The following is a 22,930-nucleotide window of genomic DNA, read 5'->3' on the forward strand; positions in this document are numbered from 1 at the left end:
TAGCCCTTGTTATTCTCGTACCACTCACTAAGCGCCATTTCTTCGATGGTCTGACGCACACTAAGGTTTCGATCAATGTACAGCTGGCGGGTTACGGTCAATGATCCGTGCGCTGAACAGATAATCCTTTGCGTCTTCTCGACTTCTGACATCCGAGTATGTGATCCCCTTGGCCATAGTGGTGTACTAGATCACTAAGATAGCCAATTAAGTAGTTACAAAGTATCAAAATGCCAATGCAAATTCAGATAATCCTAGATGAGTAATGATAGAGTATCATAACCGTAGAGTCCTGTTCTGCTTGCGTTCTTCCTGGGACAGGTTCTCATCCTCATCCATTGTTTGAAGAACCTTGTACAGCCCACTCCGCTGCGCCTGCGCTCCGTTTGACGCTAGGTAGTTACGTAGTTTCTGACTTAAAGAACTTGGAACTTTCCGTTCCAGCCTACTTCTCAGCTTTACAGCCTCGGCATGCTGTAACGTTTCGACTGCTTTCTTGGCTTCCTCCCCCATCAGTAGGGTTTTCATCTTCTGGTAATGCTCATCCCCGTAGTCTGGCTGATGCACCGCGCTATGGAATTTACTATGTACCTGGGTAGAGTAATCTTCCATGCCGACCATGTGCGCGCGATACGTACCTGCTTTGGTTGGCTCAATGAGGATCCCCTTGCTAGCAAGGTGGATCAGGGGGTTAAATTTTTGTCGACCTGCTCCATGTTGGGCCTCACGTAAGAGTAGCGTTAGTTCCTTCTTGATATGGTTGTTGTGAAGTTGCTGACCTAGCTTTTCCGCCGTGGCCGGTTTGAATTTCTCTTGCCAGTACTTCCAATCTACGGTTGTCATATTTACATCGAGGGGTATTCCGCCAATGCCGCGGTACCGGCCTACGCCGACCAGCATGCGTCGTTCTTCGGCCGATAGCTGCCCCATTTCAAAGTCTTTCACTCCCCTACCCTGCTCCATTGGAAGATCCTGCGCGGACACGCTCAGGTCGTTATTTCCGCGTACGGTAATCGTCTCGCCGGCGCGAACTAGATCGAGGCTATTCATTAGCGGCTTTCGATAGTCCTTTTTCACCTGCGCCAGTCCCCAATAGAGGTCCTTCAGTCGCTTTTGATCATACTTTAGTGCCTTCTCGTAATCCTTCTTTTCCGCTGCGATTAGATCAGCGAGGTAAGGCCCGATCCGCTGGCTGTCGTGACCGGCCCTGACCATCGCACCCTGGAGGTCCTTTCCATTCAGGAGTTTGATGGCCACCGACTGAAATTCCGTACTAGCCCGCTGCTGGGTCAAGTACGCTTTGACACCCCCAACGAGATTCTTGTATTCCCGGTGGTTGAGGGTGTTAGCCTCCTCACGACGATTCCATTCCGTTGCGGAATGCTTCCGTCCTACCTGGCTTGCTTTGAAGACATGACCGCTTTGCTTGTCTACGTAATGGACGCCAAAGCGTCTACCTTCCGCATTGCGGTGGTGAATGGCGCGTACACCCTCCCCACTCAGTTTAACGCGCACATCCTCCGCGCTAGCTCGTTCCTCCGCAAAGGCGTCCCGCACCGCTGCTTTCACCCGTTGTAGGGACTTTTCGGCCCCTTTCACGTTGTCGGCAAGGCGCTTGTCCAGTTTATCCGCCCATCCCGCCTCAAACACCTTAGAGGCCTTTATTGCAGCTGAGGTTTCTTGTCCGGTACGCCCGTCGATGCGAACCACGGAATATCCCCGCCAGTCTGTCCCATCTGGGCGTTGACCTTTCTCTAGACGAATCTTCAAATCCCTATCCCGTAGGAGGGCATTTAACTCCCCTACCCCGGTGGGTCTGTAAGTCTTCAGGGTGTCGCGAATGGTGTGACGGGCGAACGACCGAAGTTCAGCTGCATCCTCTCCGGCGGGAGCCTTTAGCTGAGAGAGGCGCTCCGCTACACTTTGCGTTTGCTGCTCTTCCGCTTTGACCAAACCATAGGCAATCTCGATTTCCTTCCTTGTCGGTTCGCTTTTAGTCGCTCCGACAAAGGAATCGTTAATCCGCTTACCCTCTCGGGTAATGTTCGTGGTAACAATGTGAATGTGATCGTTCGCGGTGTCGTGGTGACGGTAAATGTATGCGGGCTGGCCCTCGAACCCGATTCCCTTCAGGTAGTCCTTGGCAATCTGCCGCAACTGATCCACATCGAGATTGTCGCCTTTGGCGAAGCTCAGGGCAATATGAACGCTATTCCTCTTAGTTCTCTGGTTGCGATCGGCGATGCTCTGCAGAGACTTTGCTTTCTCGGCCAGCGTCTGCTTTTCTGCTCTGGCCAGACTATTGATAGCCCCTAACAGGACGGCTTGTCCCTGTTCCACCTTCTTCTCATTGTAGGCTAAAGCACCATAAAGAGACTTCCCTGTCTTGATGATCGCTACCACTTCTCGTGAATTTCGTGGATGGTATTCTGCATCTTATTCATCGTTTCTTGAGCGGAAAGGAAGTACTGAATGAGCATCAAAACTTCATCTTTGAGGGCGACACTCTTGTAAGTATTCAGGTGTTTGGCGATCTGATTGATGTTGACGCCGATGCGGCTTAGCTCTTCATTACTGTCAACGAGTGCCTTTTCTAAGGCTTCTAGATTGGCATGGACGACGCGCTTAGTGATGGATTGATCGACCATCCGGGCACGGAAATACGCCGCCTTAGTGGGGTATGTGAGGGGGTCGAAATCTGCCATGACTTGGCGAAGCTCACCAAGCGTAAGGTTGACGCGCAGGCGCTGGGTCAACTTCTCATCCGCCTTCTTAAGGGGTTTCCCCTTTCTTGATCTTCTGGTCATGGTTGTTTACAAGTTTGCGGTTGTGCGGGCTTTTTTGCCCATCTAAGGTTGGCGAGTTTCGAGCCTTCCGGGTAAAAAAGCAAGATTGTCTTTAGTGGCAAAAGTAGCGAACGCGAAACTTTTGGCCCTAAAGTCACATCTTGCTACTATATACTAACGTATATACCCGTCGTGACCGCTGCCTTGGCCGCCGTCGCAATAGCTGTCATTTTCTGTCCTCTACATTGCTCCCTCACTGACTAAGCGTTTGCGCCAGCTGGTCTCTGGATTCCACCGGGTTGGTAAACTTACCTGATCGGGGACTCTCCCCCCTTGTAACAGCCTCAAGTGGCTGATTACTAAAACATAAACACACATTTGTGTGCCAAAACATTTAGGGTAGCCCCGACTAATAAATAGGGGACACATTTACGTAAATACACAAACTATAAAGATGACCCGCTAGCTGAATAACCAACCTCCTACCACAAGCAAAAACATAAACACGTAAATACACAAATAAATATATTTATGATCCAGTTGACACATCCACACATCCACACATCCACACATCCACACATCCACACATCCACACATCCACACATCCACACATCCACACATCCACACATCCACACATCCACACATCCACACATCCACACATCCACACATCCACACAATAAATTAAACAAACAAGTGTGTGTTCTTGTGTTTAAGTAAAAAAGTATTTATTTTGTGCGTGTTTATGTAAAGGCGTAAACACAAATTTACGTTACAACGTATTTACGTTAACACACAAACAGGGAAACAAATATTCCTATGAGTAAAAAGATTAATCGAATCGTATTTGCTACCCAGAAGGGTGGGGTAGGAAAATCGACGATGGCCACGATGCTAGCCAGTTACATGTACTTCAGGCAGAATCATCAAGTCGTCGTCATTGATGCTGACCATCCCCAACACTCGATCAAAAAACTTCGTAACCGGGAAATGGAGTCATTGAAGGAAGACGAGGACCAGCAACGTGCATTTATGAAGAGCGGGAGGGAGCAGGTCTATCCAATTGCCAATTCGAAAATGGTGGATGTCTTCCAGCGTCCTTCACCCGATCAGCCTTCGACGTACGAAAAGGCTTCTTTACCAGCAATTGGCGCGGATACCATCATCATCGATACCCCCGGGTCGGTAGCCATTGAAGGGTTGGGGACAATCTTGGAAAATGTGGACCACGTAATCGTACCCCTGGAACCTGAAGAAATGAGTCTCATCAGTTCTTCGGAGTTCCTCGCAGCACTGTCCCGCATGAAGGCCGTTAAGGAAAGAGGGGTGAAGCCTATTGCCTTTTGGAACAAGGTTCGGCAGGGGAGTCACCAAGAACTAATCGACGTACAGAATGAGGTTTTTCGCGCAGCTGGAATCCATGTACTAGAAAACCATGTGCCGTACAGTGTGAAGATGAAAAGAAACGAGACCAGAAGTACGATTTTTCCGGTGAACTTCTCCGCCATCGACCTCAACGACTTCATGAACGAACTCTATTCAGTAGTACAATAAATAAGACCATGGCAAAGAAGAAAGCAGTAGCTCCCATAAACCTGGACTTTGGGGGATCGGATCTAGATGATGTATTCAACCAGCTAGATGCAGGAAAGGGTAGGGGAGGCGATGATGATAAAGCACCAAAGGATACAACAACCCCGAGTGATGAGAAACCCAGAAAATCAACTTCAGCCAAGAAGACATCGCCAAGAAAGAAAAAGCCAGCGGTCAGTACCCCGTCTTCTGAACCGTCTGATTCTGTTATCCAGGCTCCCGAGGGATCTATTTCTCGAGAAGGCTTAGCTTGGTTTTTTGCCAACGAGGCTGATACCACTAAGGTAAAGCAGCTGTACGTTGCGGAAAGCACTAAGGAGGTGTTACATCAAGTAGCTAGGACAGCCGGAATTCCAGTAGGCCACCTTGCCGATAATATTATGCGCTGGTTTCTCGCAGCGCATAAGAATGATATCAAGAAGGTGATCTCGCGGAATCGCAATACGCTGGACGGACTGGATATGTAGGAGTAAAAATGTCCAGTACACCGTATTGATTCTATGGCTGGTTTTCAGTACAGTACTCGACAGCAATACTAAGTCCTGGATTGACAATCTCTAATAGCCAGAATTGATTCAGTGTAAAACCATTGAATGCACTGGTCCTCTGGTTTGGTCCGATGCGCTCTTCAGTTCCTGCTGCGAAAAGGTTAATTGGACTCCCATTCTTGTTTGTAACCGTAGTGATTCGACCATCTGCAAGAAAACCACTCAAATCCATTCTGTAAACGACTGAGTTTGTGGCTGTGCGTTGAAGGAAGGAAAAGGCTGCAAAAGCTTGGGGCGTTGTGAAGCATTCGACCATGCTCGATGGAGGATTCACGGTCACCGTTGTAGTACGTGACAATGCTCCCGTTCCGCCTTGTTGCGTAGCTGTCAGAGTGTAAGTCGTGGTTGAAGTTGGACTAACTCGATGGTTACCGGAGTTATTGGTGAAAGTGCGTCCGCCCGGATCAATTCGCACGCTGGATGCATTTCTAACATCCCAGTTCAACTGGGTACTTTGCCCGCGAGTAATCGTCGGCGGAGAAGCGCTGAATCGTTGTATAGTAGCCATCGCTGGGGGCTGGACTACTCGCACATCTACCGTATCGGAAGCGGCCCAAACTTCATTTCTCGCCGTGAATATGTACCTAGTATTTTGAGTTGGTGACAGGGTCAGAGTGCCACTGTTGACCGTGGCCAGCGGATTTCCGTCAAGGAAAGCCCGATCAGCATTTTCAGATTCGTACGTCAGTTGGATATTTTGCCCCCTTTCTATTCTTCCTCTGTCTACACTAAGCCGAGCGACTACTGCCGGAAGAGGAGTGATGGTTATCGTCGGTGCAGTTGTAGCGTTTCCCGCAAAGTCGTAGGACTTGGCTCGAACGACTACGTTTCCAAGCGGTGAATCGGGAACGATTTCTCCAGAAAACAGAGCTAAATCATCAGCCAGCCCCATTGAGGTGTCTGGTTGCTCTGTCAACGTCTGTTGCAGAGGCCCCCCATTGGCCTCTCTTAGCATCCCCCCGCTCACGGCAATCATTTCAACTGTCTTAATACCTCCTAAAGTATCGGAGCCAGAAGCGACGAAATTGATTCTTTGTCCACTCCTTACCTTGTAAGACTTATTTACACCCTCTTCGCTACTTACTGTTACTATGTTCGGGGCGGCTCTTGTACTAATGACGGTGAGCGAAGCTCGTGGAGGGACAGTATCATCCGTACTAACCGGTATTCTAGTCACACAGCCACTTAAGTAGCCAAGGCATACGATCAGAAATAATTTGTTGAAGCAGGTATTCATAGCGGTGTTTTCTTTTTATGGGTGTATCGCCGGATTTGTTACAGAAAGGCAAGCCACATCTACTCTAAAAAAGCAAGGAGGAGCCCGTTTTACGTCGGACTCCCCCATTTTCGTTACAGTACCAGCCGTAACCTCCCTTCGTAGCAAACTAGGGAGTTTCGAATATCATCTTTCCCTAGTAGGGTAGGGGAGTGGAGAGCAGCCACCGGCTGATCGCCTCCTGAATGGGGTGGTGCGGGAATAGGGGTGGTGGTCGGGGATGCGGTGGCTATCCGGCGAGTGGCCGGGACAGGTCACTGACCTGCCCCGGCCCGCCGGGTTAATTAGCTTTTGCCGGTCAGATAATCGACGGCCTTTTGTGCCTCGGCTGCGGCTCTATAAACGAGCATTTTATCGTTCTTCAGGCACTGCAGCCAGTTACCAATGTAGGCGGCGGAATTTTCAATTTGCGGATTTACTCCAGTGACGGCGCAGAGAAAAGCGGCCCCCATTTCTGCCGTCAGTTCTTCGCGGGCGTACTTGGGGCTACCCATTTGGATCTCGTCGGTAATTCCTTCGCGGCTCAACCGGTCAGCGTGGCCGGTACTGTGGGTCAGTTCGTGGAACAGGGTAGAATAGTAATCTTCGGGCGTCCGGTAGCGGTCCACGGGGTACATGGTTATGGTGTCGGTGGCCGGGGTATAGTAGTTGGCGCTTCCGGTCCGGGTTTCGATATTGGGACCGCCCTCGATGCTGGCCACGAATTTCTCGGCCTCCTGAATGGGGGAGTGCTCGAACGTTTCAACTTCGGGCAGATCAAAATCTACGCCTTCCACGTCTTCCACATTGAAGACGGGAAAGGATTTTAGGAACGGCGTACAGTCGACCTTTACGCCCTGGTCGCGTAGCTGCTCCGCCCGCTGTTCGCTCAGGCCTTTACCGTTGGCGTCGCGGTAGTACATTTTGAAGAAGTAAACGCGTTCTGACTTGGCCCCTTTGCGGACCTTGCCCCCCAGGGCTTGGGCTTGCTTAAAGGTGAGGTAGGCACCTTGTAGATGGGGGCGCATGAAATTCAGCAGGAAGAAATTTATTCCGCGGTACTGCTTGCCGCTTACGTAGTTGTAAGCAAATGAGCGTTTGCCGGCTCCTACGGGGGATTGCCAAGGAATCAAACCCTTTTCGAGGGCGGCGATCACCTTATTGGTGATTTCCTGATAACGGTCTACGGGGGTGGTTTTACGGGCCTTGCGGCTGATCGTGGTTGGCATGTGCTATGCTATTGTGGTTAGCTACCGCTGGCACGGTAGGCGGTCATTTGACTGCCCTTCTAAGATACGGTAAAAAACATAAAAACACAAACACACAAACAAATATTTACACCCTGTATGCTTCTTTTTTTAGTTCCTCCTGAATTTGTTTTCAGGTACGGGGAAGTCGCATAACTTCTTCTTTCCAGGCAAATCTTTGGGTACGATCGGCTGACTCCGAACGTACCCTATTTCTTTCTCGAACGGCATTCAAGCCTGACTTCTAACTACGTCGGATTGGACGTAGTTAGAACCTGCACACGGATGCTCCCGCTCCTGTTATGGACTTTAATCAGTTTCTAACTGGATGGCCGGACGCAACCATGCGGGCGGTACGAGATCAGCTTCGTGAGCCCGGCAGCATTCCTCCTGGTTTGCCTCTAGATCCTCGGCGGTATCGAAGACGTGAGAACTGGTGAATATTTCGGCTACCGTGACTTCTAACCAAAACTGATTGGCCTTCTGATACTGATGGTAGGTGGTATAATCCGAGAAACGAGGCATGGTGATCTGGTTGAAGTGTTTTCGGGGGGAGGTGTCCCCCACTTGTTGCCACCAGATCACCGGCCGTACTGCGGAAGTAAGACAAGGGCGGGGAGAACATTATTTATGGAGGGGGAGCCGAGGCGACCTGGAAGAAAAAATGTTGCTTCCGGCGCAGCGCACCCTTGACGTTTCCGTTAGGCCGGTTTCTTTGTGGCTTTACAGATGGGGGCTCTCCCTCGATTTACCGGCTGACCCGATCACGCCCCTTCGCAGGCTTTATTTGCCTACTGGGGTACACAGTCGATGCTACGGTTTAGGACCTATGCTGCTCGCCAGCTGCTGGGGTAGGGTAGGGGAGGATCTACTTTAGCGGGGCTGGTATGTCTCGATTAGGACGATGGATTATCTTTACACCTGCTATGCTATTGCCTTCCTTTCCGGAAGGATAATAGGCCCCAACTTCCTGGCAGAAGTTGGGGTGCTTTGTTTTAGGGGTGGTGGTCGGGGATGCGGTGGCCCAGTAACCCGTCTCCGGTGGCCCATGAAGGGTCACCGGAGACGGGTCGCCCTCTGCCTACAGCCGGTTAATGTCGTAGCCGCTTATTGCTTCCGGCATACTATTCGCAAAGCTATAGTAACCCTCATCCCACGGCGATAACAGTAAGTGATCGAGCACTCGCATGTCGTGAAACTTGGCGGCGGTGGCCAATTTCTTGGTTAGTGTAACATCTGCTTGCGATGGCTTTAGTGCTCCGCTGGGGTGATTGTGGGCTAGTACGATACTGTCGGCCCGGCAAGTGAGGGCGGTGGCAATAACCAGCTTAGTGTCTACTACGGTTGCCGAACTACCTCCCCGACTGTGGTCATACAGACCGATAACCCGATTGCCCCGGTCGAGAAACAGGACGGCAAAAGATTCGTAAACTTCAATCGTTTCCCGGTCCCACCATTCGGCTAGGACGTCGTGACAGTCGTCGGCGGTGTAACATATGCGGCGATCGTTAGGGTGGATGTTTGACGAATAGGTCAGTTTAACCTCCGCCACGGCCGGGGTGCCGACCGTCATTTCCTTAAGAGTGTACTTTTTCACGGTGCTATGCTATTGTGAATGAGCTACCGCTGGCACGGTAGGCGGTCGTTTGATCGCCTTACTAAGATACAATAAAACACAAAAACACACAAACACAAAAACACACAATAGAATAAAAACACCTAATATTCTTGCCGTTTAGAGCTGTTTGGCTCTGCGGTTCTCCTTTCTTTTCCAGGCAATTTTTCCGGCTTAGGGGTAGTAACGGAGCGGTAGCGGCCCGTAGGGCTGAGCGGATAGCGAATAGTGGATGGCCCGACCCTTGGGTAAGATCCAAAAGCACGCTGTGACGTGATCTTGCTAATTGACCGCTCACTAACTACCGTTCCCTGAAAACTCTTCCCATAACTCACGCCACCCAGATATTCCGGGTACTTTGTTGCACAACCACTATTGTGCTTGTTCAAATTTGCATTGTCATCTAGATGACATTTATCACCCCCAAGGGCATCTTATCGTTATAACAGCCCTACGTGACCCTTCATTTAGCTATATTTGTTACGCATTAGTGGTTAAACATAGCCATGAATTATATTTTATACTTATATTTGCTTTAGGATGCTATAAAAATATAGCTTTACGCTTTTAACAACACCTGATTACAAATCCATAAACCAGTTGCGATGTTCTCTGACATTAGCTGGAACCAATTCCTCATGTTCCTAATCTCCGGACTTATCCTCTACGGTTTCGGAGTACTCTACTACTTCTATCGTGGTTCCGCTTCCAAGTCTGCTGCATCAGCTGAACTGGTAGGAAAAACTGAAACGGATGCTTCCAATCATTCTGGAGAAAACCTTCTAGGTAAGACGCGCGAACAGAAGTCTACCTTAACCAACGGAAGTACGCTGACGCCGTGTGAAGCGTGTGGTCATGTTCAGGGAACGACGATTAAACGGCCACGGAAGAATAGCTACGGCGTACCCATTGATACCTCGATCTCCAATGATTTCCCTGCCCCAACGCTATCTCCGAGTACGCCCCTTACCGTAGAGTTTGAGCCGGTGGAGGATGGGGTGGACCTAGCCAGTTTGGCCAGCGCCCTGGAAAAGGTAACTGCGGTTACCTACTCAGCCGATAGTGGCGTATCCGATGAACTGCTTGCCGCTGAAAAAGCCGATGCCTTTGCACTCTTCGAGCATGATGATCTGCTTAACAGTGAAGTAGCCTCGCAACTGGCGCTACAACTTGATCATTCGGCACCCACTGACGGATACAGTGCGGTCGATGCTCTTTCTAACCTAAAAGCAGCCTAATGACCCATAAATCTTCCCTTTTGCTGGCTGTCTTGTGTACCGTAAGTTTCAATCTTTGGTCACAGCATCCGACTCTTAACGACCCGTCGACTTCATCAGTCTTTACCGGAGGTCCCGCCCTGCTAAAAAGCATAGAAAACATCTGCTTCATCATCGGAGCCATCTGTGCGGTCATTGGTGGCGTGGTTACCTACACTGAATTTATCGATGGTGATGAGCAATTCACCGTTGGGGTTCGCAACTGGTTTGTGTCCTGCATTGCCTTCATCGTTTTTCCCTTCATAATTAGGAAGCTCACCGGCTACTAAAGCCGAGACTCTTTTCACATAAAATGTCTGGTCGGCCCGTCTCTCGCAGCGGACCGAAAGGGCCAGCCTATTCTCTTTACTACCACAACTCCTTTACCCATGACTTCTGTTTTCAAATTCAATGGCCGTGTTCAGCGGCGCTTCTTTACCCTCCTGGCCCTGGCCATGGTGGGTACTTCTTCTCTCCTTGCCCAGCGTACGCTGGCTAGCGGAACTACTGCTCTGACCGACGTGGAAACAGGATTGACGACCTACATCCAGCCCATCACCAACATCTGCTACATCATCGCTGCTTTGGTAGCCATTGTCGGCGGTGTGCAGGTCTACTCCAAGATGACCAGCGGTGATCCAGGAGCCGGCAAGACTGCGGCTACTTGGTTTGGCGGGGCTGTGTTTCTAATCCTCATTCCGACCATCGTCACTTCCCTCTTCGGTGTGACCATGTCCTAATGCGGAATTATCGAGTTAGTCGAGGAGTAGGGAAATCACCCGAGATTTTCGGGCTTTCGGAAAAATACCTAGGCTACCTAGCCCTGGGCCTACTCCTCGGCTTTATCGGCTTCTTCATCTGTCGCGTACTGGTGTCCTCTAACCTGATCGGTATCCTGGTCTTCTTCCTCATTATCGGTCTAGCTTTTTTCTACTGCCAGAGCATGTCCGTCAAGCACGGTGAGCACGGAATGGCCAAGCAGAGTGCTCACCAAAAGCGACCCCGCATCCTCGTCGCTCGTACACGATCTGTTTTTCTCACCCTAAAAAAGTAGCAATCCATGGCTAGCAACGTTGGTGGCCGAATCAGCTTCCGGAAGATCGAAGACGTCATGCCGATTCTGGCGGTCGAGGACGATCTCATTGTAAGCAAGAATGCCGAAGTGACAATTGGCTACCGGTTGGAACTGCCGGAGATCTACAGCCTTTCGGCGGAGCAGTTGGACCAGCTGCACTCGGACTGGGTCAAGGCACTCAGTGTACTGCGACCCGGTACCGTAGTGCATAAACAGGACTGGTACTACGATGCTGCCTACGAGATCAATATTGATGATACGGAGGAAATGAGAATGAGCGATCGCGCCAGTGAACGCCACTTCAACGAGCGACCGATTCTTCAACACGTCTGCTACCTCTACGTGACCTTTCTCAGTAACACGAAACGTAAGCCAAACAGTCTGGGGAGCAGCCTCAATCGGTTTTCTTTCGCTCCCAAACGGATCACTAATCCAGGTGCAGTCGAGCAGTTTGTCTCCGTAGTGGGTCAGATGGAACGCATCCTGGCGGATAGTGGTCAAATCAAGCTTCACCGCTTGACCACTGACGAAATTGTTGGTACCAGCACGGATGCTGGTGTATTGGAAAAGTACCTCAGCCTGAACCCGCAGGAGGAGCCCATTCTGCGGGATATTGATTTTCGCAATGGCATTCAGATAGGCGATAACCGCTGCAAACTCTTCACGGTCAGCAATGCCGATTGCCTACCCGCTGCCATTTCCCCCGGCGTTATCGTTTCGGGCGTATCCAACGATACTTCCAAGCTATTCATGTCGATGGGCAATGCCTTCGGCGTTTACTGCAATGCGCCCCACATTTACAATCAGTACATCCTCATTGAGAACGAAAAGGAAGTGATCGCTTCCCTCGAATCTCGCCAGCGGCGCATGGAGTCGCTGGCTCCCTATTCCCGTCCAAACGGCATTTACGCCGAGCAGGTGAACGCCTTTTTGAATGAAACCGCTTCGGCTCAGGCAGTCATTGTCCAGGCCCACGCTAACCTGTTGGTTTTCGGGGAAACGGACGAAGAACTGAAGCGGTCAACGGGTGTCGTTCAGTCCTGCTTTTCCAAGGTGAATGTCATCCCCAAAGAGGAGCGTTTCTCAATGGCCACGATTTGGTGGGCCGGAATACCCGGCAACGCCGGCGATCTTCCCCGCGAAGAATACTTCACTACGTTTGCCGGTCAGGCAAGCTGCCTATTTAACCTGGAAACGAATTACCGGTCGAGCGCCAGTCCGTACGGCATTCGGTTGGTGGACCGATTGACGGGGTATCCCGTAGCCGTCGACATTAGCGACGAGCCCATTACCAAGGGACTTACGACCAACCGCAATAAGTTCATTCTCGGTCCCTCGGGATCCGGTAAGAGCTTCATTGTAAACCATCTGCTGCACAACTACTACAAACAGGGTAGTCACGTTGTCCTGGTTGATGTGGGCGGTTCCTATTACGGTACCTGCAAATACGTTGGTGGACTTTACTTCGAGTACACCGAGAGCGATCCCATCAGCTTTAATCCTTTTCTGATTGGAGAAGGCGATACACTGGATACCGAGAAAAAAGAAAGCCTGAAGACGCTCCTCGTTACCATCTGGAAATCGCAGGATAAGTCGGTGGAGCAAGCGGAGTACGTGGCCCTTTCAACCGCCATTTCGATGTACTACGAGCACCTGGACGCTTGCCCGCACATTGACCCCAGTTTTGACAGCTTCTACGAATTCATGCGTGGTGACTACCGTGCCTACCTGGAAGAAAAAAATGTGCGGGAACGGGAGTTTGACATGACGAACTTCCTTTACGTGCTCAGTCCTTTCTACCGCGGAGGCGAATTTGACTACCTGCTGAACTCAAATAGTAAGGCCGATCTCCTGCAGGAACCCTTCATCGTCTTTGAACTCGATAACATCAAAGACCATCCGGTCCTCTTTCCGGTGGTCACCATCGTGATCATGGATGTCTTTATTTCCAAGATGCGCAAGCTGAAGGGTAAGCGCAAGATCATCTGCATCGAGGAAGCATGGAAGGCCATCGCCAAGGAAGGCATGGCCGACTTTATCAAGTACCTCTTTAAGACGGTACGCAAGTTTTACGGCGAAGCCTGGGTGGTGACCCAGGAGGTAGACGATATCCTGAATTCACCAGTTGTCAAGGAATCCATCGTCGCCAATAGTGACTGCAAAATCCTCATGGATCAGCGGAAGTTTGCTGCCCGGTTTGATGATATCGCCGGCCTACTCGGACTAACGGAAAAGGACGTGGCTCAGGTAATGAGCGTGAACAGCAACCTCGACCCGCGACGCAAGTACAAAGAGTGCTTCATTGCTCTAGGCGGTGCCTACTCCAACGTCTACGGAGTGGAGGTACCACTGGAGGAATACCTGATCTACACCACGGAAAAACTAGAGAAGGAGGCGGTCGAGGACATGGCCGAGCGGATGGGGTCGTACGAGGCCGGCATCGTAGCTCTCGCTAATCAATGGCGCGCGTGATGAAAAAGCAGCTCAACATTGCGGCATTCGGTGTCTGTCTACTCGCTTGCACGCCGGTCTTCTCCCAGAGTAGCGGTGACGCGCCCAGCGGCGACGTGGATCCCATCGCGATTGTATCGGCTCACGTCCTGAAGGGTCAAACGAATCGCATGCAGCGCAGGGCTATTCGCACCGAATGGCTCACAGTCGCGGCCCAACAGGCCGAGGACTTTCTACGTACTTCCGCCTTTAATAAGATCATCGAGTTTGTCCAGAAAAACCACGAACTCTTTGAGAGCATTTACGCCGGCCTGAAAACGGCAAACCAATTTGTCTCTACCGGTAAACGGGTCAAGTCAGTGATTGCGCTCCAGCGAAAATTGATTGTCAAGTTTGCCACTACGGGTGAACTACTACTGGACAGCGAATTCTTCACCGCCGAAGAGCTCGAATCCTTTAGTGGTACCCTGGAACTGGTTATGCGTGATACTGGAGCCAACTTCGATCTGTTGGTTACCCTTTTTCGCGGGACGAGTAGGGCCAACCTGACCGATATGGAACGATTTGAGGTCCTCTCCACCATTGAAGAGCGACTGGTGAAGAACCTGCAGGCGGTTGATCAGCTGAACCGCTACATCATCTACCTGGACACCAATCGCGGTGTCCAGATGGACAGTGGGTTACCGAATCTATTAACTGAAACCCACTAAGGATGTCCGCACGAATAGTTCTTATTGGTGGGTTACTAGCAATTGCACAACCGGTGTCTGCTCAGATTAACGACTGGGGGACTCAGTACATCACCGAAACCTTAAGTCTCGATCCCGATGCCATTAGTAAGGTGATTCAGGCTAGTGAAGCGGGGGGCGAGCAATCCCGTTGGGCTACGCTGGGATTGAAATCGCAGAAGTACGCTTCGACGATTCAGCAATCCGAGGCGAAGCGGAGGGAGCGAGACCTTCAGCGGCAACAACTGGCGATGCTGGCCGATGGACTACGGCGGACCAAAGAGCTTTTCCAGAAGTACTACGAGAAGTATCAGGTAGTAAGCGGCGCGGTCCAGACCCTCGAAGGTTTTCTCAAGATTGGAAAGCGGGTACGCTCCATCTTGGATATTCTCGATCAACTCCGCGTCCAACTTGCCGCCTTGGATGAATTCAGCGACGAGGAGCGTGACTACGTGATGCAGATCCTGACGTCAATGGTCAACCGCACCGAGCGGGTTTTAAAGAGTGCCAACTTCGTCCTTTTGGGTAACAACGTACCGACCGAAGAATTAGACGAGCTACGGGAAGAGCATGGCAATTTCATGGTCTTACTCCGCTCCATTGACCGTACAGAACAACTAGATCTAATCGACCGCGAGATCTCCCGAATCATCTCGGACTTGCAAAACGTAGTGGTCTTTCTCAACAACATTCAAAACAATCGGAAAAATGGCAAAGTCCCGCAGGCGGAGATTCTTCGCGATCTGCTCAGTGGCAATTAGTGTGTTGCTGCTCGGCATACCCAGCCGGAGCGTTGCCCAGGGATGGGACGACGTGGGTTTTTGGTCGGCGGACTTGGCGTTGAATACGCTACAGCAACAGGCCGCCGCCCAAAAGCTGGAGGAGTACCGTAAGACCTACGTGATCCTGCGGGACGGCTACCGTATTGTGCGGGGATTAGTTAGCGACAATCATAAGCTACACGAGGAGTTTTTCAATGAACTGGCCTCCATCAATCCAGTGGTTAAAAACTACCATCGTGTTTTACAAACAGTCCAGATCTATGGACGGGAGATAAAGAACATCAAACAGGATGCACCCAGATTAGTCGCCCTACTGCGGAGAACCGATGCTTTTACGGCCGAAGAGCTGGAGCAGATTATGCGGGTCTTCGATGGGATGCTAGATAAGATTAAGGGCTCCTTCGAGGAACTGGCCCTGGTTGCCCTTGAAAGCTCCGACGGCCTTGAAATGATGGATAGCGAACGACTGGTAATCGTGGAGCGGCTCTATAAAGAAAGCATCAAGATTACCCAAAGCATCAGCGAGTTCCGCACCCTGCTGCTCACCATTGCCTCCCAGCGTACGAACACCAGCGTCAGTAACCTTGCAAATGTCTTCCGTGTCGTACCCTAAATCACTTCGCTGGTGGTGTTTCGGGTGGCTGACTCTAGCCATGCTTCCCCTCGTGGGCCAGACCCTCAGCACCCCTCCATTCAACCCGGCCGAGCCGCGTGTACTGAGTCGCAAAGGTCAGGGGTGGAGAGAGTCTTTCAACACCAGAAAGTGGCGCAAGCAGTACAATCAGTTCGAGCTTATCGTGCAGGTGTGGCAGATCTACTACGCCCGTAAGAAGGGTGCCGACTGGAAGGAGATATTCCGGCAGGTGAGTGGTCTGATGGAAGCAGAGATCAGTCAGCACACGGCCTACTACAACGGCTTGTCTCAAGCTGATGCGCTGGTAAGTTCCTACTACTTAGTTGATGACATTCGCAAGGAGTTCCGGGCTATTCTAAAGATTGCTCCAGCCGTGATCATGGCCACCGCCGACGGCCGCATCTGGTCGGACCGGGATCAGGTTGAATTTATCCGCGGAGCCGTCAGCGAGATCAAGCAGGAAGCCATACTACTACTTCGCTACGTCCCGGTGGTCGCCGGCGTTGATGTCACTTCGTGGGACGGTGTGGCGGAAGCCGGCGTAGAGCCGGTAGAGGAAAAGTACTGGGCTAGTACCGCTGACCGTATGCAACATCTAGAACGTATGCACAGCGATCTCCGTACGCTACGCTTCCTACTAGATAACCTCCACCAAAGGGTTAAACAAACAACGCTCTACCGCCAAGCGGGAGCGATCGACCGCGCTACTGTCTCCCCCATTCTCGGTATCAACTAACTGTAGCCCCCATGCTTACTACCATACTCCGCATATTCTCAATCTTGATTCTGGCTACCGCCTCCGCTGGTGCGCAGACGTTTGCCAGTACGGATTTGACGCGAGCTGATGTTATGCTCGAACGGGTCTACGAAACCATTTTTGCGCGGGCGGGAATTTTCGTAGACATAGCTTGCCTGATCGGTGCTATGGGGGCTATGGTCATGATCTCCACCCATATCTACGGTAGAATGATTAGGGGCAAAGCACTTCACCTTAGTGCGGTCGCTCGTCCCATCATCATTCTGATCGCGCTAATCCTTTACACTCCCCTTGTTCAGACGGTCAATTTGGCTTTGAGCCCCACGGTCACCGCAACCAAGGCTATGGTGAATGGCGAACGGGATGTACTGGAGAACGTGCTTGATGAAATGATGGCTAACGATGTGAGTAGTGGCCAGCACGCGGCCTACGTAGGTGCTTCGGGTGACGGCGAATTTGATGCCTACCTCCAGGCCTACGGCCTCGAAGAAGAATCTGGCTGGTTTGGAACGGATCGAATCGGTCAGTATCTGTCCTGGAAGATCGAGAGCGTGATGTATCAGATCAGGTGGGGGATCAGAATGCTACTCTTTTGGGTCTTGGGCTTCCTGTACACCGCCGTGGTCTTTTGTCTGAGTGCGGTCCGGACGTTCACGCTCGCCGTACTTGCCCTTGTCGGTCCGCTGGCCCTGGGCTTCTCGCTATGGTCTCCCTTCTCGCGTTCGTTCGTCACTTGGCTTGGAAGGTACATCGCCGTCTACCTGTGGTTGCCGGTTGCCAACATCTTCGGTTTCCTGATTACAACGGTGATGGCCGAATTCAATCTAGTTCACTTAGAGGCCGTTCGTGCGGGAGGTAGCAACGTTGCTTTCTCCTCGTTGGACATCATGTATGCCATCATGCTGGTGACTGGGATCGTTGGCTACATCGCCGTACCCAGCATCACGGCCTACATCATCACCGCCAGCGGTGCTTCATCGCTACTTACCGGGGCGGCAGGGGCTGGCAAGATGGCCGGTAGTGCCGCCATGTCCACGGCTGGTGCTGCCATCGGCGGGTTCGTCGCCGGCAGCAGTACTTCCCAAAGTTCCAATACCTCTATTGCAACTGGTGGCGGGTCTAATGCAAAGTCTTCCGGCAACGGCACAGCGCACGTTCCGCGCATCGGGGGTGGACGCCCCGGTAGAGATACCTGATAGGGCTTCTACTGCATACCCTCGCTCAATCCTTTCAATTCAAAAAGCAACGTCATGTTACATTCCCTAAACGATAGAGATAAAGTTTTCCGGCAGTCTCGCGTGCTTACTATTATCTGCGTCATTGGTATGGCGGCGGTCTCTCTTTTCAGTATGAGCTACGTGTACAGTGGGATGCGGGAGCAATCTCAGGTAGTCTATGCGCTAATTGGAGAGGATGCTGTTCAACTGGGGGCGGTTGATGTACTGGACAACCGGCCGGTTGAGGCTCACAGTCACGTCAAGTTATTCCATCGACATCTTTTCCAGCTGGATCCCGATCGGGAAGTGATCGACCGCAACATCAACGCCGCGCTCAGCATATCGGACAACAGCGTTCAAGCGATAGTAGACACCTACGAAGAGGACTCGTACTATCGGAATCTCATCACCGGAAATATTTCTCAGACCATTGAAACGGACTCCATCCAGCTTGATATGAGCTTGGACCCGTACTACTTCAAGTACATCGGCACACTGACCATTACACGTCCAACTAGCACGCTTACCCGGTCGCTGGTTTCAGAGGGCTACTTCCGAAACGTGCAGCGCAGTAAACTCAATCCGCATGGCTTTTTAATCGAGCAATTCCGCATCCTCGAGAACGAGGATCTCCGGGTGGAAAAGCGCTACAATTAGTCCACAACGTATCAACAACAGTACTGTGAATCTGCCTGGAAAAGAAAAAATGAGTGACCTGCTACACCTTACTGTACAGCGTACAGAAGGTTGGGCGAACTCGCGTCTTTCACATATGTCACCTCGTGCCGTCGCGGGAATTCTCGCCGCCCTTGGCTTCGTAATCACCCTCACGGTAGCAGCCTTTCTATTCCTCTCCGACGCTCAAATTTCCGGCGTAGGCTCGATCAGTTCGCCCACCGTACTTAGATCTACGGATAGAGCACTTGACGGTAAAACACCTCTGGAGACGCTGTACGACATTCAGCGCACACAGGCCTTTCTGGACAGTGTAGATCAGCTAGGCATCGAGCGCATGGAAGAGATCTACGCTGAAAAATTTAAAACCCATAATCATGAATGATACTGTTGATCCCGTTGAGTTCGAGCGTAAAAAGAAGCTCTTTACGTTCCTTCCACTATTTGTTCTCCCAATTCTAGTCCTTCTTTTCTGGGGCTTGGGCGGAGGCTCCAGTAATGCCGCCACCATGGGTGTTAGCGGTACATCCGTTGGTCAGGTTAATACTGGCTTGCCCTCGGTTATGGTAGAGAAAGAAGAAAGCAAGCGCGATGCTTACCGTCAGGCAGCAAAGGAGGCCGACAACCGTGCCTATGCCCTTGCACGTGATCCTTACGCCGATGTCCTTCTTGAAGAATCGGACGAGGGGGAATTGGGTTCTTCTCCCTCCAGTGGATATAGTGATTGGGAGAAAAAATTTACTGCCCGTACCGGTAACCTCGAAGAGCAACTTAATCAGTTTACGGCCGTCGCTGACCCCTCTGCGACACCTGCTCCTACCTCTTCCGCAGGGAATACTTCGAACGAACGCCGGCAGCGTTCCAGATCGACTGCCAGGAAGAGCCAGTATAATTCCCCCCCTAAGTCGTCCGCTCTTGATTTTGAGAATGAAGACGAGCAAGTTGCCGAGATTGAACGGGCGATCGCTAATCTGAATAGTAGTGGTGCGGTACAGTCCGGTTATGACGGCGCCTTTGCTCCCACCGGTGGGGCATACCCCTCCGGTGAAGTGGCAAGCCCTGACCAGAGCTTAAGCATGAGTCCGGAGGACAGTATTGCCAATCAACAGTTAGCCACACTGGACCGCATTATGGAACGGGCTACGTACTTGCAGTACCCCGAACTGGCCGAAGACGAATTGCGCAAGCGTTCCAAAGGAAATGAGAAGCACCTGTACCCGGTTGCTGAGGCTCCCTCAGCTGCGGGTGACATCAAGATATTTGGGGTAGTACCCCAACGTGATACGTTCCCCACTGCTTCGGCCCCAGTAGCCAGACGGAGCGGATTCTTTACCGATGAATCTGATGATCCGGACGGCGATTTCACTCAGCTGACGGTCCAGGCTCAGGTGCACAATTCGGTCGTAGTGATGGATGGTTCTACCATCAAGCTGCGCCTCCTGGAGGATGTTTACGTAGCCGGCCAGCGGATCCCGGCCAACACCTTCGTTTACGGCCAGGGCAGCCTCCAGGGTGATCGACTTAGGGTGTCCGTAAGCACTATCACCTACCGCAACAACCTTTACGACGTCGGCCTGAACGTCTACGACTTGGATGGTCAATTTGGCCTGGCTATTCCCGGATCGGTCGAGCGGCAAATTGCCAAGCGGGAAGCTTCGTCGGCGGCACGGTCACTCGGCGGCGCTACTGCTGGCAATGGTAGCTTGACCTCCCAATTAGCCGCGGAGGGTACCGAAACGATCAAAGAGATCGCTTCCCGAAAACTCAGTGTAATCAAGGTGGAGCTAAAGGCTGGCCACCGGGTCATTCTTCGCAATAAGTAGTTAATCCTCTCCTAATCCTCAAAATTTCACCATCATGTTCCTTGATCGCTGTGTTTTCTTAGCGTTGATCTGCATTAGTTCCTTTTCCCTCTTTGGGCAGGCGGGGTCACGCCTTCCGGCAGCTACTTACGGTAGCGACTGGCACCTTGGCGTGAGTGACGTACAGACCACTACGCTCATATTTCCGAATGATGTGGTGAGCGTTGACCGGGGAACGGGGGATGTACTCACCCAGACGCTGGACGAGGTGACCAACATCGTCAAAGTCAAAACCATTGGTGAGCAGATGGAGCCAAGTTCCCTTACCGTCATTACCTCGGGTGGAATGGTCTACACTTTCCGGATCACCTACGAGCGTAGTCCGGCAACCTTGACGTACAATCTTGACCCTATTCGGTCTCCGAGCCTCCGGTTGCCTGCCGCTCATCGGCCCTCCTCTAAGACTACGGCTGTTCCGATGACCAACACACCATCGACGACGGTTCCAGGGACCCGTACTAGTAGCCCTATGACGACCATTCCTGCCATCTACTATCCCGCTGGCGCATTGACGGTGGCCGCTACTTACGTTGCGGAAAATCTACCTTCCCATAACGAAGGCGTCGAAAGTGGTGGTTTGCTGGAATTCGGGACTCCCCTGTATCCCCGTGGATTTGCTGAGTTATCAGATTCAGTAGACAATCCGATGGGGATGAGCTATGGTCGTTCGGTAATCAATACCAAGGATGTATGGTACGCTAGTCACCGGATTCACGATGCACAACTCAGTCGGCCGGTGGCCACCGATCGCCAGGAGGGTTCGGAACTGAAGCTTAATGACATTTGGATCCGGGACGACATCATGTACTACCGTTTTACGCTGGGGTGCAATTCTAACATCAGCTATGACATTGACTTTTGGCGGTTCTACGTCATTGATACCAAGCAAAGGAAGAGAACTGCAGTCCAGGAGCGTGACGTGGATCTAATAGAGGTATATTCCGGTGGCGAAAATTCTTCCCGGGTTGAACGCCACGATGAACGGACTTTTGTAGTAGCCGTCAACAAGTTTACCATTCCGGACAAGAAACGTCTCGTCCTGGAGGTCTTTGAACAGGATGGTGGTCGTCACCACAGCCTAAGAATTAAGAACAAAGACATTGTCGAGGCACGACTTATAGCATCTAAGAACCCAAGTAAACAAGCACGGTGATGAAACACCTATTCTACTTCTTTCTCCTGTCCCTTCCGCTGGTCTATTCATGTAACCCTTCCGCTACGCAGGAACCGGAAGCAGAACAGTGCACCGATGGATCACCCACGGATCAACTCAACTGTCAGGTCGGAGGGACTTGGCGTTTGGTTTCCGTCACCTCGGACGTGGCCCGTCCAGTCGACGCAGGTGGGACTACCCGCGACTGGCTAGAGTTTCGGCCAGAGTGCTATCAAGAAAGCCTACTTGACTTTCGTCCATTTGCCGGCAACTCCACGGAAGGGGTAACTGGTTTCTACGAATTCAGAAACACTACTGATTCCTGCCCTGATTCTTTCAGCACGATCGAAACTGACCCTGAGTTCGAAAGCGCCACCGTCCTGGTAGACCAAGATGCATCGCTTTACTTCTACGGTATTGAGACGGAAACCGGTGCGACTTCCGATACTTGGTACGACATCCGCGTTGTGACGGGCGAATCTCTGAAGTACCGCGTGGACAAGACTCTTGACGACATCGACTACCAGTTGAGCGTGGAGTACGAGCGCGTAGAATAACCTCATTTTCTAGGGGTGGAATGGGAGTCCCTTCGATTCCCAAATACACGCTCTTTACTAGATTTCCTTACAGTTTGTCAAATCTGCCCTAGCAGATAACGGGCTACTTCATTGTCGGCCCAATCTAAAACTACTCCTATAACCTACCTGCCTAGAAAAGAAAAGGGGACGAATTACCTGCATTTTCTGGGCAATCAACTATAGAAAATTCTCCTCATGGATGGTATCTGCTCCCAGCAGGTAAGGGGCTATTGCATGCCGCATCCAACTAAAAACGATACCTATTTCCTACTAACCTGGAAGAGAAAAGAAGGGGTGGACCCTTCAGCTTTCGGGCGCAAAACCATAGCAAATCTTCTTCACTGAGTGGTATCTGCCCCCAGCAGGTAGTGGGCCGCTGCATGTCTTTTCCAATCTGAAATCCATAGTTATGAGACACTTCGACACCTCTATTTTTCTGCTTCTAGCATTGATCGCTTGGCTTCCAATGGGAGCCCAGGTGATTGGTACATCATCTGGTTTTCTTCGTGTTAACGATTGCGCGGAGGCTTCTTTGGAAAGCTCACCTACTGGAGGACGGCCGCATTTAGAATACAATGTCCATCTGGACGTTGCCGGCACCATCATCATCGACCAAACCAGCAGGTATCGTGAGCTTACTATTGAGGTTTTCCAACGCCAGGGCGATGGCTCGCTTGCTTCCGTAGCGGGTCAATCGGGTAATATTAATGTTGGCTTCCCA

At 51.4% G+C, this 22,930-nt stretch carries 24 protein-coding genes; 17 read left to right on the forward strand and 7 right to left on the reverse strand.

The features are described 5' to 3' along the window. Positions 1–276: 276 nt before the first annotated feature. Together DRW39_RS19900 and mobC are read right to left on the reverse strand one after the other, a co-directional pair. Positions 277–2,403: a relaxase/mobilization nuclease domain-containing protein gene (locus DRW39_RS19900; protein ID WP_116108848.1), complete on the reverse strand. Its 2,127-nt coding sequence runs from the start codon at positions 2,401–2,403 to the stop codon at positions 277–279. Further along, complete coding sequence (gene mobC / locus DRW39_RS19905; protein WP_116108849.1) at positions 2,397–2,807, reverse strand: plasmid mobilization relaxosome protein MobC; 411 nt, start codon at positions 2,805–2,807, stop codon at positions 2,397–2,399. The genes DRW39_RS19900 and mobC overlap by 7 nt, the downstream gene beginning before the upstream one ends. Positions 2,808–3,602: 795 nt before the next feature. Between mobC and DRW39_RS19915 the strand changes: the two genes are divergently transcribed. Continuing rightward, positions 3,603–4,337 carry a ParA family protein gene (locus tag DRW39_RS19915; RefSeq protein ID WP_116108850.1) on the forward strand — a complete coding sequence of 245 codons (735 nt, stop codon included), beginning with the start codon at positions 3,603–3,605 and terminating at the stop codon, positions 4,335–4,337. A gap of 8 nt (positions 4,338–4,345) precedes the next feature. After that, positions 4,346–4,843, forward strand: coding sequence for a DUF3408 domain-containing protein (locus DRW39_RS19920; protein WP_116108851.1), 498 nt, complete (start codon positions 4,346–4,348; stop codon positions 4,841–4,843). Between the two features lie 31 nt (positions 4,844–4,874). Here the strand turns inward: DRW39_RS19920 and DRW39_RS22365 are convergent, their stop codons facing one another. The 4 genes from DRW39_RS22365 to DRW39_RS19935 form a co-directional block, all read right to left on the reverse strand. Continuing rightward, entirely contained in the window at positions 4,875–6,161 is a 1,287-nt protein-coding gene (locus DRW39_RS22365) for a hypothetical protein (protein WP_157976244.1), read from the reverse strand. 323 nt (positions 6,162–6,484) lie between these two features. Then, positions 6,485–7,408, reverse strand: a complete 924-nt coding sequence (locus DRW39_RS19925) for an ArdC family protein (RefSeq protein WP_116108852.1) — start codon at positions 7,406–7,408, stop codon at positions 6,485–6,487. Between the two features lie 327 nt (positions 7,409–7,735). Then, entirely contained in the window at positions 7,736–7,951 is a 216-nt protein-coding gene (locus tag DRW39_RS19930; RefSeq protein WP_157976245.1) for a hypothetical protein, read from the reverse strand. A 556-nt stretch (positions 7,952–8,507) separates the two neighbouring features. Then, positions 8,508–9,023 carry a JAB domain-containing protein gene (locus DRW39_RS19935; RefSeq protein ID WP_198664961.1) on the reverse strand — a complete coding sequence of 172 codons (516 nt, stop codon included), beginning with the start codon at positions 9,021–9,023 and terminating at the stop codon, positions 8,508–8,510. A gap of 656 nt (positions 9,024–9,679) precedes the next feature. Between DRW39_RS19935 and DRW39_RS19940 the strand changes: the two genes are divergently transcribed. The 15 genes from DRW39_RS19940 (at position 9,680) to DRW39_RS20010 (ending at position 22,188) form a co-directional block, all read left to right on the forward strand. Then, the gene (locus DRW39_RS19940) at positions 9,680–10,279 is read left to right on the forward strand and encodes a hypothetical protein (RefSeq protein ID WP_157976246.1); all 600 of its coding nucleotides are present in this window, start codon (positions 9,680–9,682) and stop codon (positions 10,277–10,279) included. Next, on the forward strand, positions 10,279–10,587 hold the full coding sequence (locus DRW39_RS22950) for a DUF4134 family protein (RefSeq protein ID WP_116108856.1): 309 nt from the start codon (positions 10,279–10,281) through the stop codon (positions 10,585–10,587). The genes DRW39_RS19940 and DRW39_RS22950 overlap by 1 nt, the downstream gene beginning before the upstream one ends. 99 nt (positions 10,588–10,686) lie before the next feature. After that, entirely contained in the window at positions 10,687–11,037 is a 351-nt protein-coding gene (locus tag DRW39_RS19950) for a DUF4134 domain-containing protein (RefSeq protein ID WP_116108857.1), read from the forward strand. Then, the gene (locus tag DRW39_RS19955) at positions 11,037–11,351 is read left to right on the forward strand and encodes a DUF4133 domain-containing protein (RefSeq protein ID WP_116108858.1); all 315 of its coding nucleotides are present in this window, start codon (positions 11,037–11,039) and stop codon (positions 11,349–11,351) included. The genes DRW39_RS19950 and DRW39_RS19955 overlap by 1 nt, the downstream gene beginning before the upstream one ends. 6 nt (positions 11,352–11,357) lie before the next feature. Next, positions 11,358–13,844, forward strand: a complete 2,487-nt coding sequence (locus DRW39_RS19960; protein ID WP_116108859.1) for a TraG family conjugative transposon ATPase — start codon at positions 11,358–11,360, stop codon at positions 13,842–13,844. After that, positions 13,844–14,533 (forward strand): hypothetical protein, encoded by a 690-nt coding sequence (locus DRW39_RS19965; RefSeq protein WP_116108860.1) that lies wholly within the window; start codon positions 13,844–13,846, stop codon positions 14,531–14,533. Before DRW39_RS19960 ends, DRW39_RS19965 begins: the two co-directional genes overlap by 1 nt. Positions 14,534–14,586: 53 nt before the next feature. Next, positions 14,587–15,312 carry a hypothetical protein gene (locus DRW39_RS19970; RefSeq protein WP_157976247.1) on the forward strand — a complete coding sequence of 242 codons (726 nt, stop codon included), beginning with the start codon at positions 14,587–14,589 and terminating at the stop codon, positions 15,310–15,312. A 4-nt stretch (positions 15,313–15,316) separates the two neighbouring features. Further along, complete coding sequence (locus tag DRW39_RS19975; RefSeq protein ID WP_157976248.1) at positions 15,317–15,946, forward strand: hypothetical protein; 630 nt, start codon at positions 15,317–15,319, stop codon at positions 15,944–15,946. A 40-nt stretch (positions 15,947–15,986) separates the two neighbouring features. Beyond that, a complete protein-coding gene (locus tag DRW39_RS19980) occupies positions 15,987–16,703 on the forward strand; it encodes a hypothetical protein (protein WP_157976249.1) in 717 nt (238 codons plus the stop codon). Between the two features lie 11 nt (positions 16,704–16,714). Then, entirely contained in the window at positions 16,715–17,920 is a 1,206-nt protein-coding gene (locus tag DRW39_RS19985; RefSeq protein WP_116108864.1) for a type IV secretion system protein, read from the forward strand. Between the two features lie 54 nt (positions 17,921–17,974). Next, the gene (gene traK / locus DRW39_RS19990) at positions 17,975–18,598 is read left to right on the forward strand and encodes a conjugative transposon protein TraK (RefSeq protein ID WP_116108865.1); all 624 of its coding nucleotides are present in this window, start codon (positions 17,975–17,977) and stop codon (positions 18,596–18,598) included. A gap of 25 nt (positions 18,599–18,623) precedes the next feature. Next, on the forward strand, positions 18,624–19,001 hold the full coding sequence (locus DRW39_RS19995) for a hypothetical protein (protein ID WP_198664962.1): 378 nt from the start codon (positions 18,624–18,626) through the stop codon (positions 18,999–19,001). Further along, entirely contained in the window at positions 18,994–20,439 is a 1,446-nt protein-coding gene (gene traM, locus DRW39_RS20000; protein ID WP_116108867.1) for a conjugative transposon protein TraM, read from the forward strand. The genes DRW39_RS19995 and traM overlap by 8 nt, the downstream gene beginning before the upstream one ends. A gap of 34 nt (positions 20,440–20,473) precedes the next feature. Then, on the forward strand, positions 20,474–21,631 hold the full coding sequence (locus DRW39_RS20005) for a DUF4138 domain-containing protein (RefSeq protein WP_116108868.1): 1,158 nt from the start codon (positions 20,474–20,476) through the stop codon (positions 21,629–21,631). Next, complete coding sequence (locus DRW39_RS20010; protein WP_116108869.1) at positions 21,631–22,188, forward strand: hypothetical protein; 558 nt, start codon at positions 21,631–21,633, stop codon at positions 22,186–22,188. Before DRW39_RS20005 ends, DRW39_RS20010 begins: the two co-directional genes overlap by 1 nt. Before the next feature lie 586 nt (positions 22,189–22,774). On the opposite strand, the gene DRW39_RS22790 is transcribed toward DRW39_RS20010, so the two are convergent. Next, complete coding sequence (locus DRW39_RS22790) at positions 22,775–22,903, reverse strand: hypothetical protein (RefSeq protein WP_255419267.1); 129 nt, start codon at positions 22,901–22,903, stop codon at positions 22,775–22,777. Positions 22,904–22,930: the final 27 nt, after the last annotated feature.

The organism is Lewinella sp. IMCC34191 (assembly GCF_003390935.1).
Classification (GTDB): Bacteria; Bacteroidota; Bacteroidia; order Chitinophagales; family Saprospiraceae; genus Neolewinella.

Bases quoted from the DNA above. Each gene is read 5' to 3' on its own strand.
- mobC (WP_116108849.1), bottom strand. From the start codon at position 2,807: ATGACCAGAAGATCAAGAAAGGGGAAACCCCTTAAGAAGGCGGATGAG.
- DRW39_RS19915 (WP_116108850.1), top strand. From the start codon at position 3,603: ATGAGTAAAAAGATTAATCGAATCGTATTTGCTACCCAGAAGGGTGGG.
- DRW39_RS19920 (WP_116108851.1), top strand. From the start codon at position 4,346: ATGGCAAAGAAGAAAGCAGTAGCTCCCATAAACCTGGACTTTGGGGGA.
- DRW39_RS22365 (WP_157976244.1), bottom strand. From the start codon at position 6,161: ATGAATACCTGCTTCAACAAATTATTTCTGATCGTATGCCTTGGCTAC.
- DRW39_RS19925 (WP_116108852.1), bottom strand. From the start codon at position 7,408: ATGCCAACCACGATCAGCCGCAAGGCCCGTAAAACCACCCCCGTAGAC.
- DRW39_RS19930 (WP_157976245.1), bottom strand. From the start codon at position 7,951: ATGCCTCGTTTCTCGGATTATACCACCTACCATCAGTATCAGAAGGCC.
- DRW39_RS19940 (WP_157976246.1), top strand. From the start codon at position 9,680: ATGTTCCTAATCTCCGGACTTATCCTCTACGGTTTCGGAGTACTCTAC.
- DRW39_RS22950 (WP_116108856.1), top strand. From the start codon at position 10,279: ATGACCCATAAATCTTCCCTTTTGCTGGCTGTCTTGTGTACCGTAAGT.
- DRW39_RS19950 (WP_116108857.1), top strand. From the start codon at position 10,687: ATGACTTCTGTTTTCAAATTCAATGGCCGTGTTCAGCGGCGCTTCTTT.
- DRW39_RS19955 (WP_116108858.1), top strand. From the start codon at position 11,037: ATGCGGAATTATCGAGTTAGTCGAGGAGTAGGGAAATCACCCGAGATT.
- DRW39_RS19960 (WP_116108859.1), top strand. From the start codon at position 11,358: ATGGCTAGCAACGTTGGTGGCCGAATCAGCTTCCGGAAGATCGAAGAC.
- DRW39_RS19965 (WP_116108860.1), top strand. From the start codon at position 13,844: ATGAAAAAGCAGCTCAACATTGCGGCATTCGGTGTCTGTCTACTCGCT.
- DRW39_RS19980 (WP_157976249.1), top strand. From the start codon at position 15,987: ATGCTTCCCCTCGTGGGCCAGACCCTCAGCACCCCTCCATTCAACCCG.
- DRW39_RS19985 (WP_116108864.1), top strand. From the start codon at position 16,715: ATGCTTACTACCATACTCCGCATATTCTCAATCTTGATTCTGGCTACC.
- traK (WP_116108865.1), top strand. From the start codon at position 17,975: ATGTTACATTCCCTAAACGATAGAGATAAAGTTTTCCGGCAGTCTCGC.
- traM (WP_116108867.1), top strand. From the start codon at position 18,994: ATGAATGATACTGTTGATCCCGTTGAGTTCGAGCGTAAAAAGAAGCTC.
- DRW39_RS20005 (WP_116108868.1), top strand. From the start codon at position 20,474: ATGTTCCTTGATCGCTGTGTTTTCTTAGCGTTGATCTGCATTAGTTCC.
- DRW39_RS20010 (WP_116108869.1), top strand. From the start codon at position 21,631: ATGAAACACCTATTCTACTTCTTTCTCCTGTCCCTTCCGCTGGTCTAT.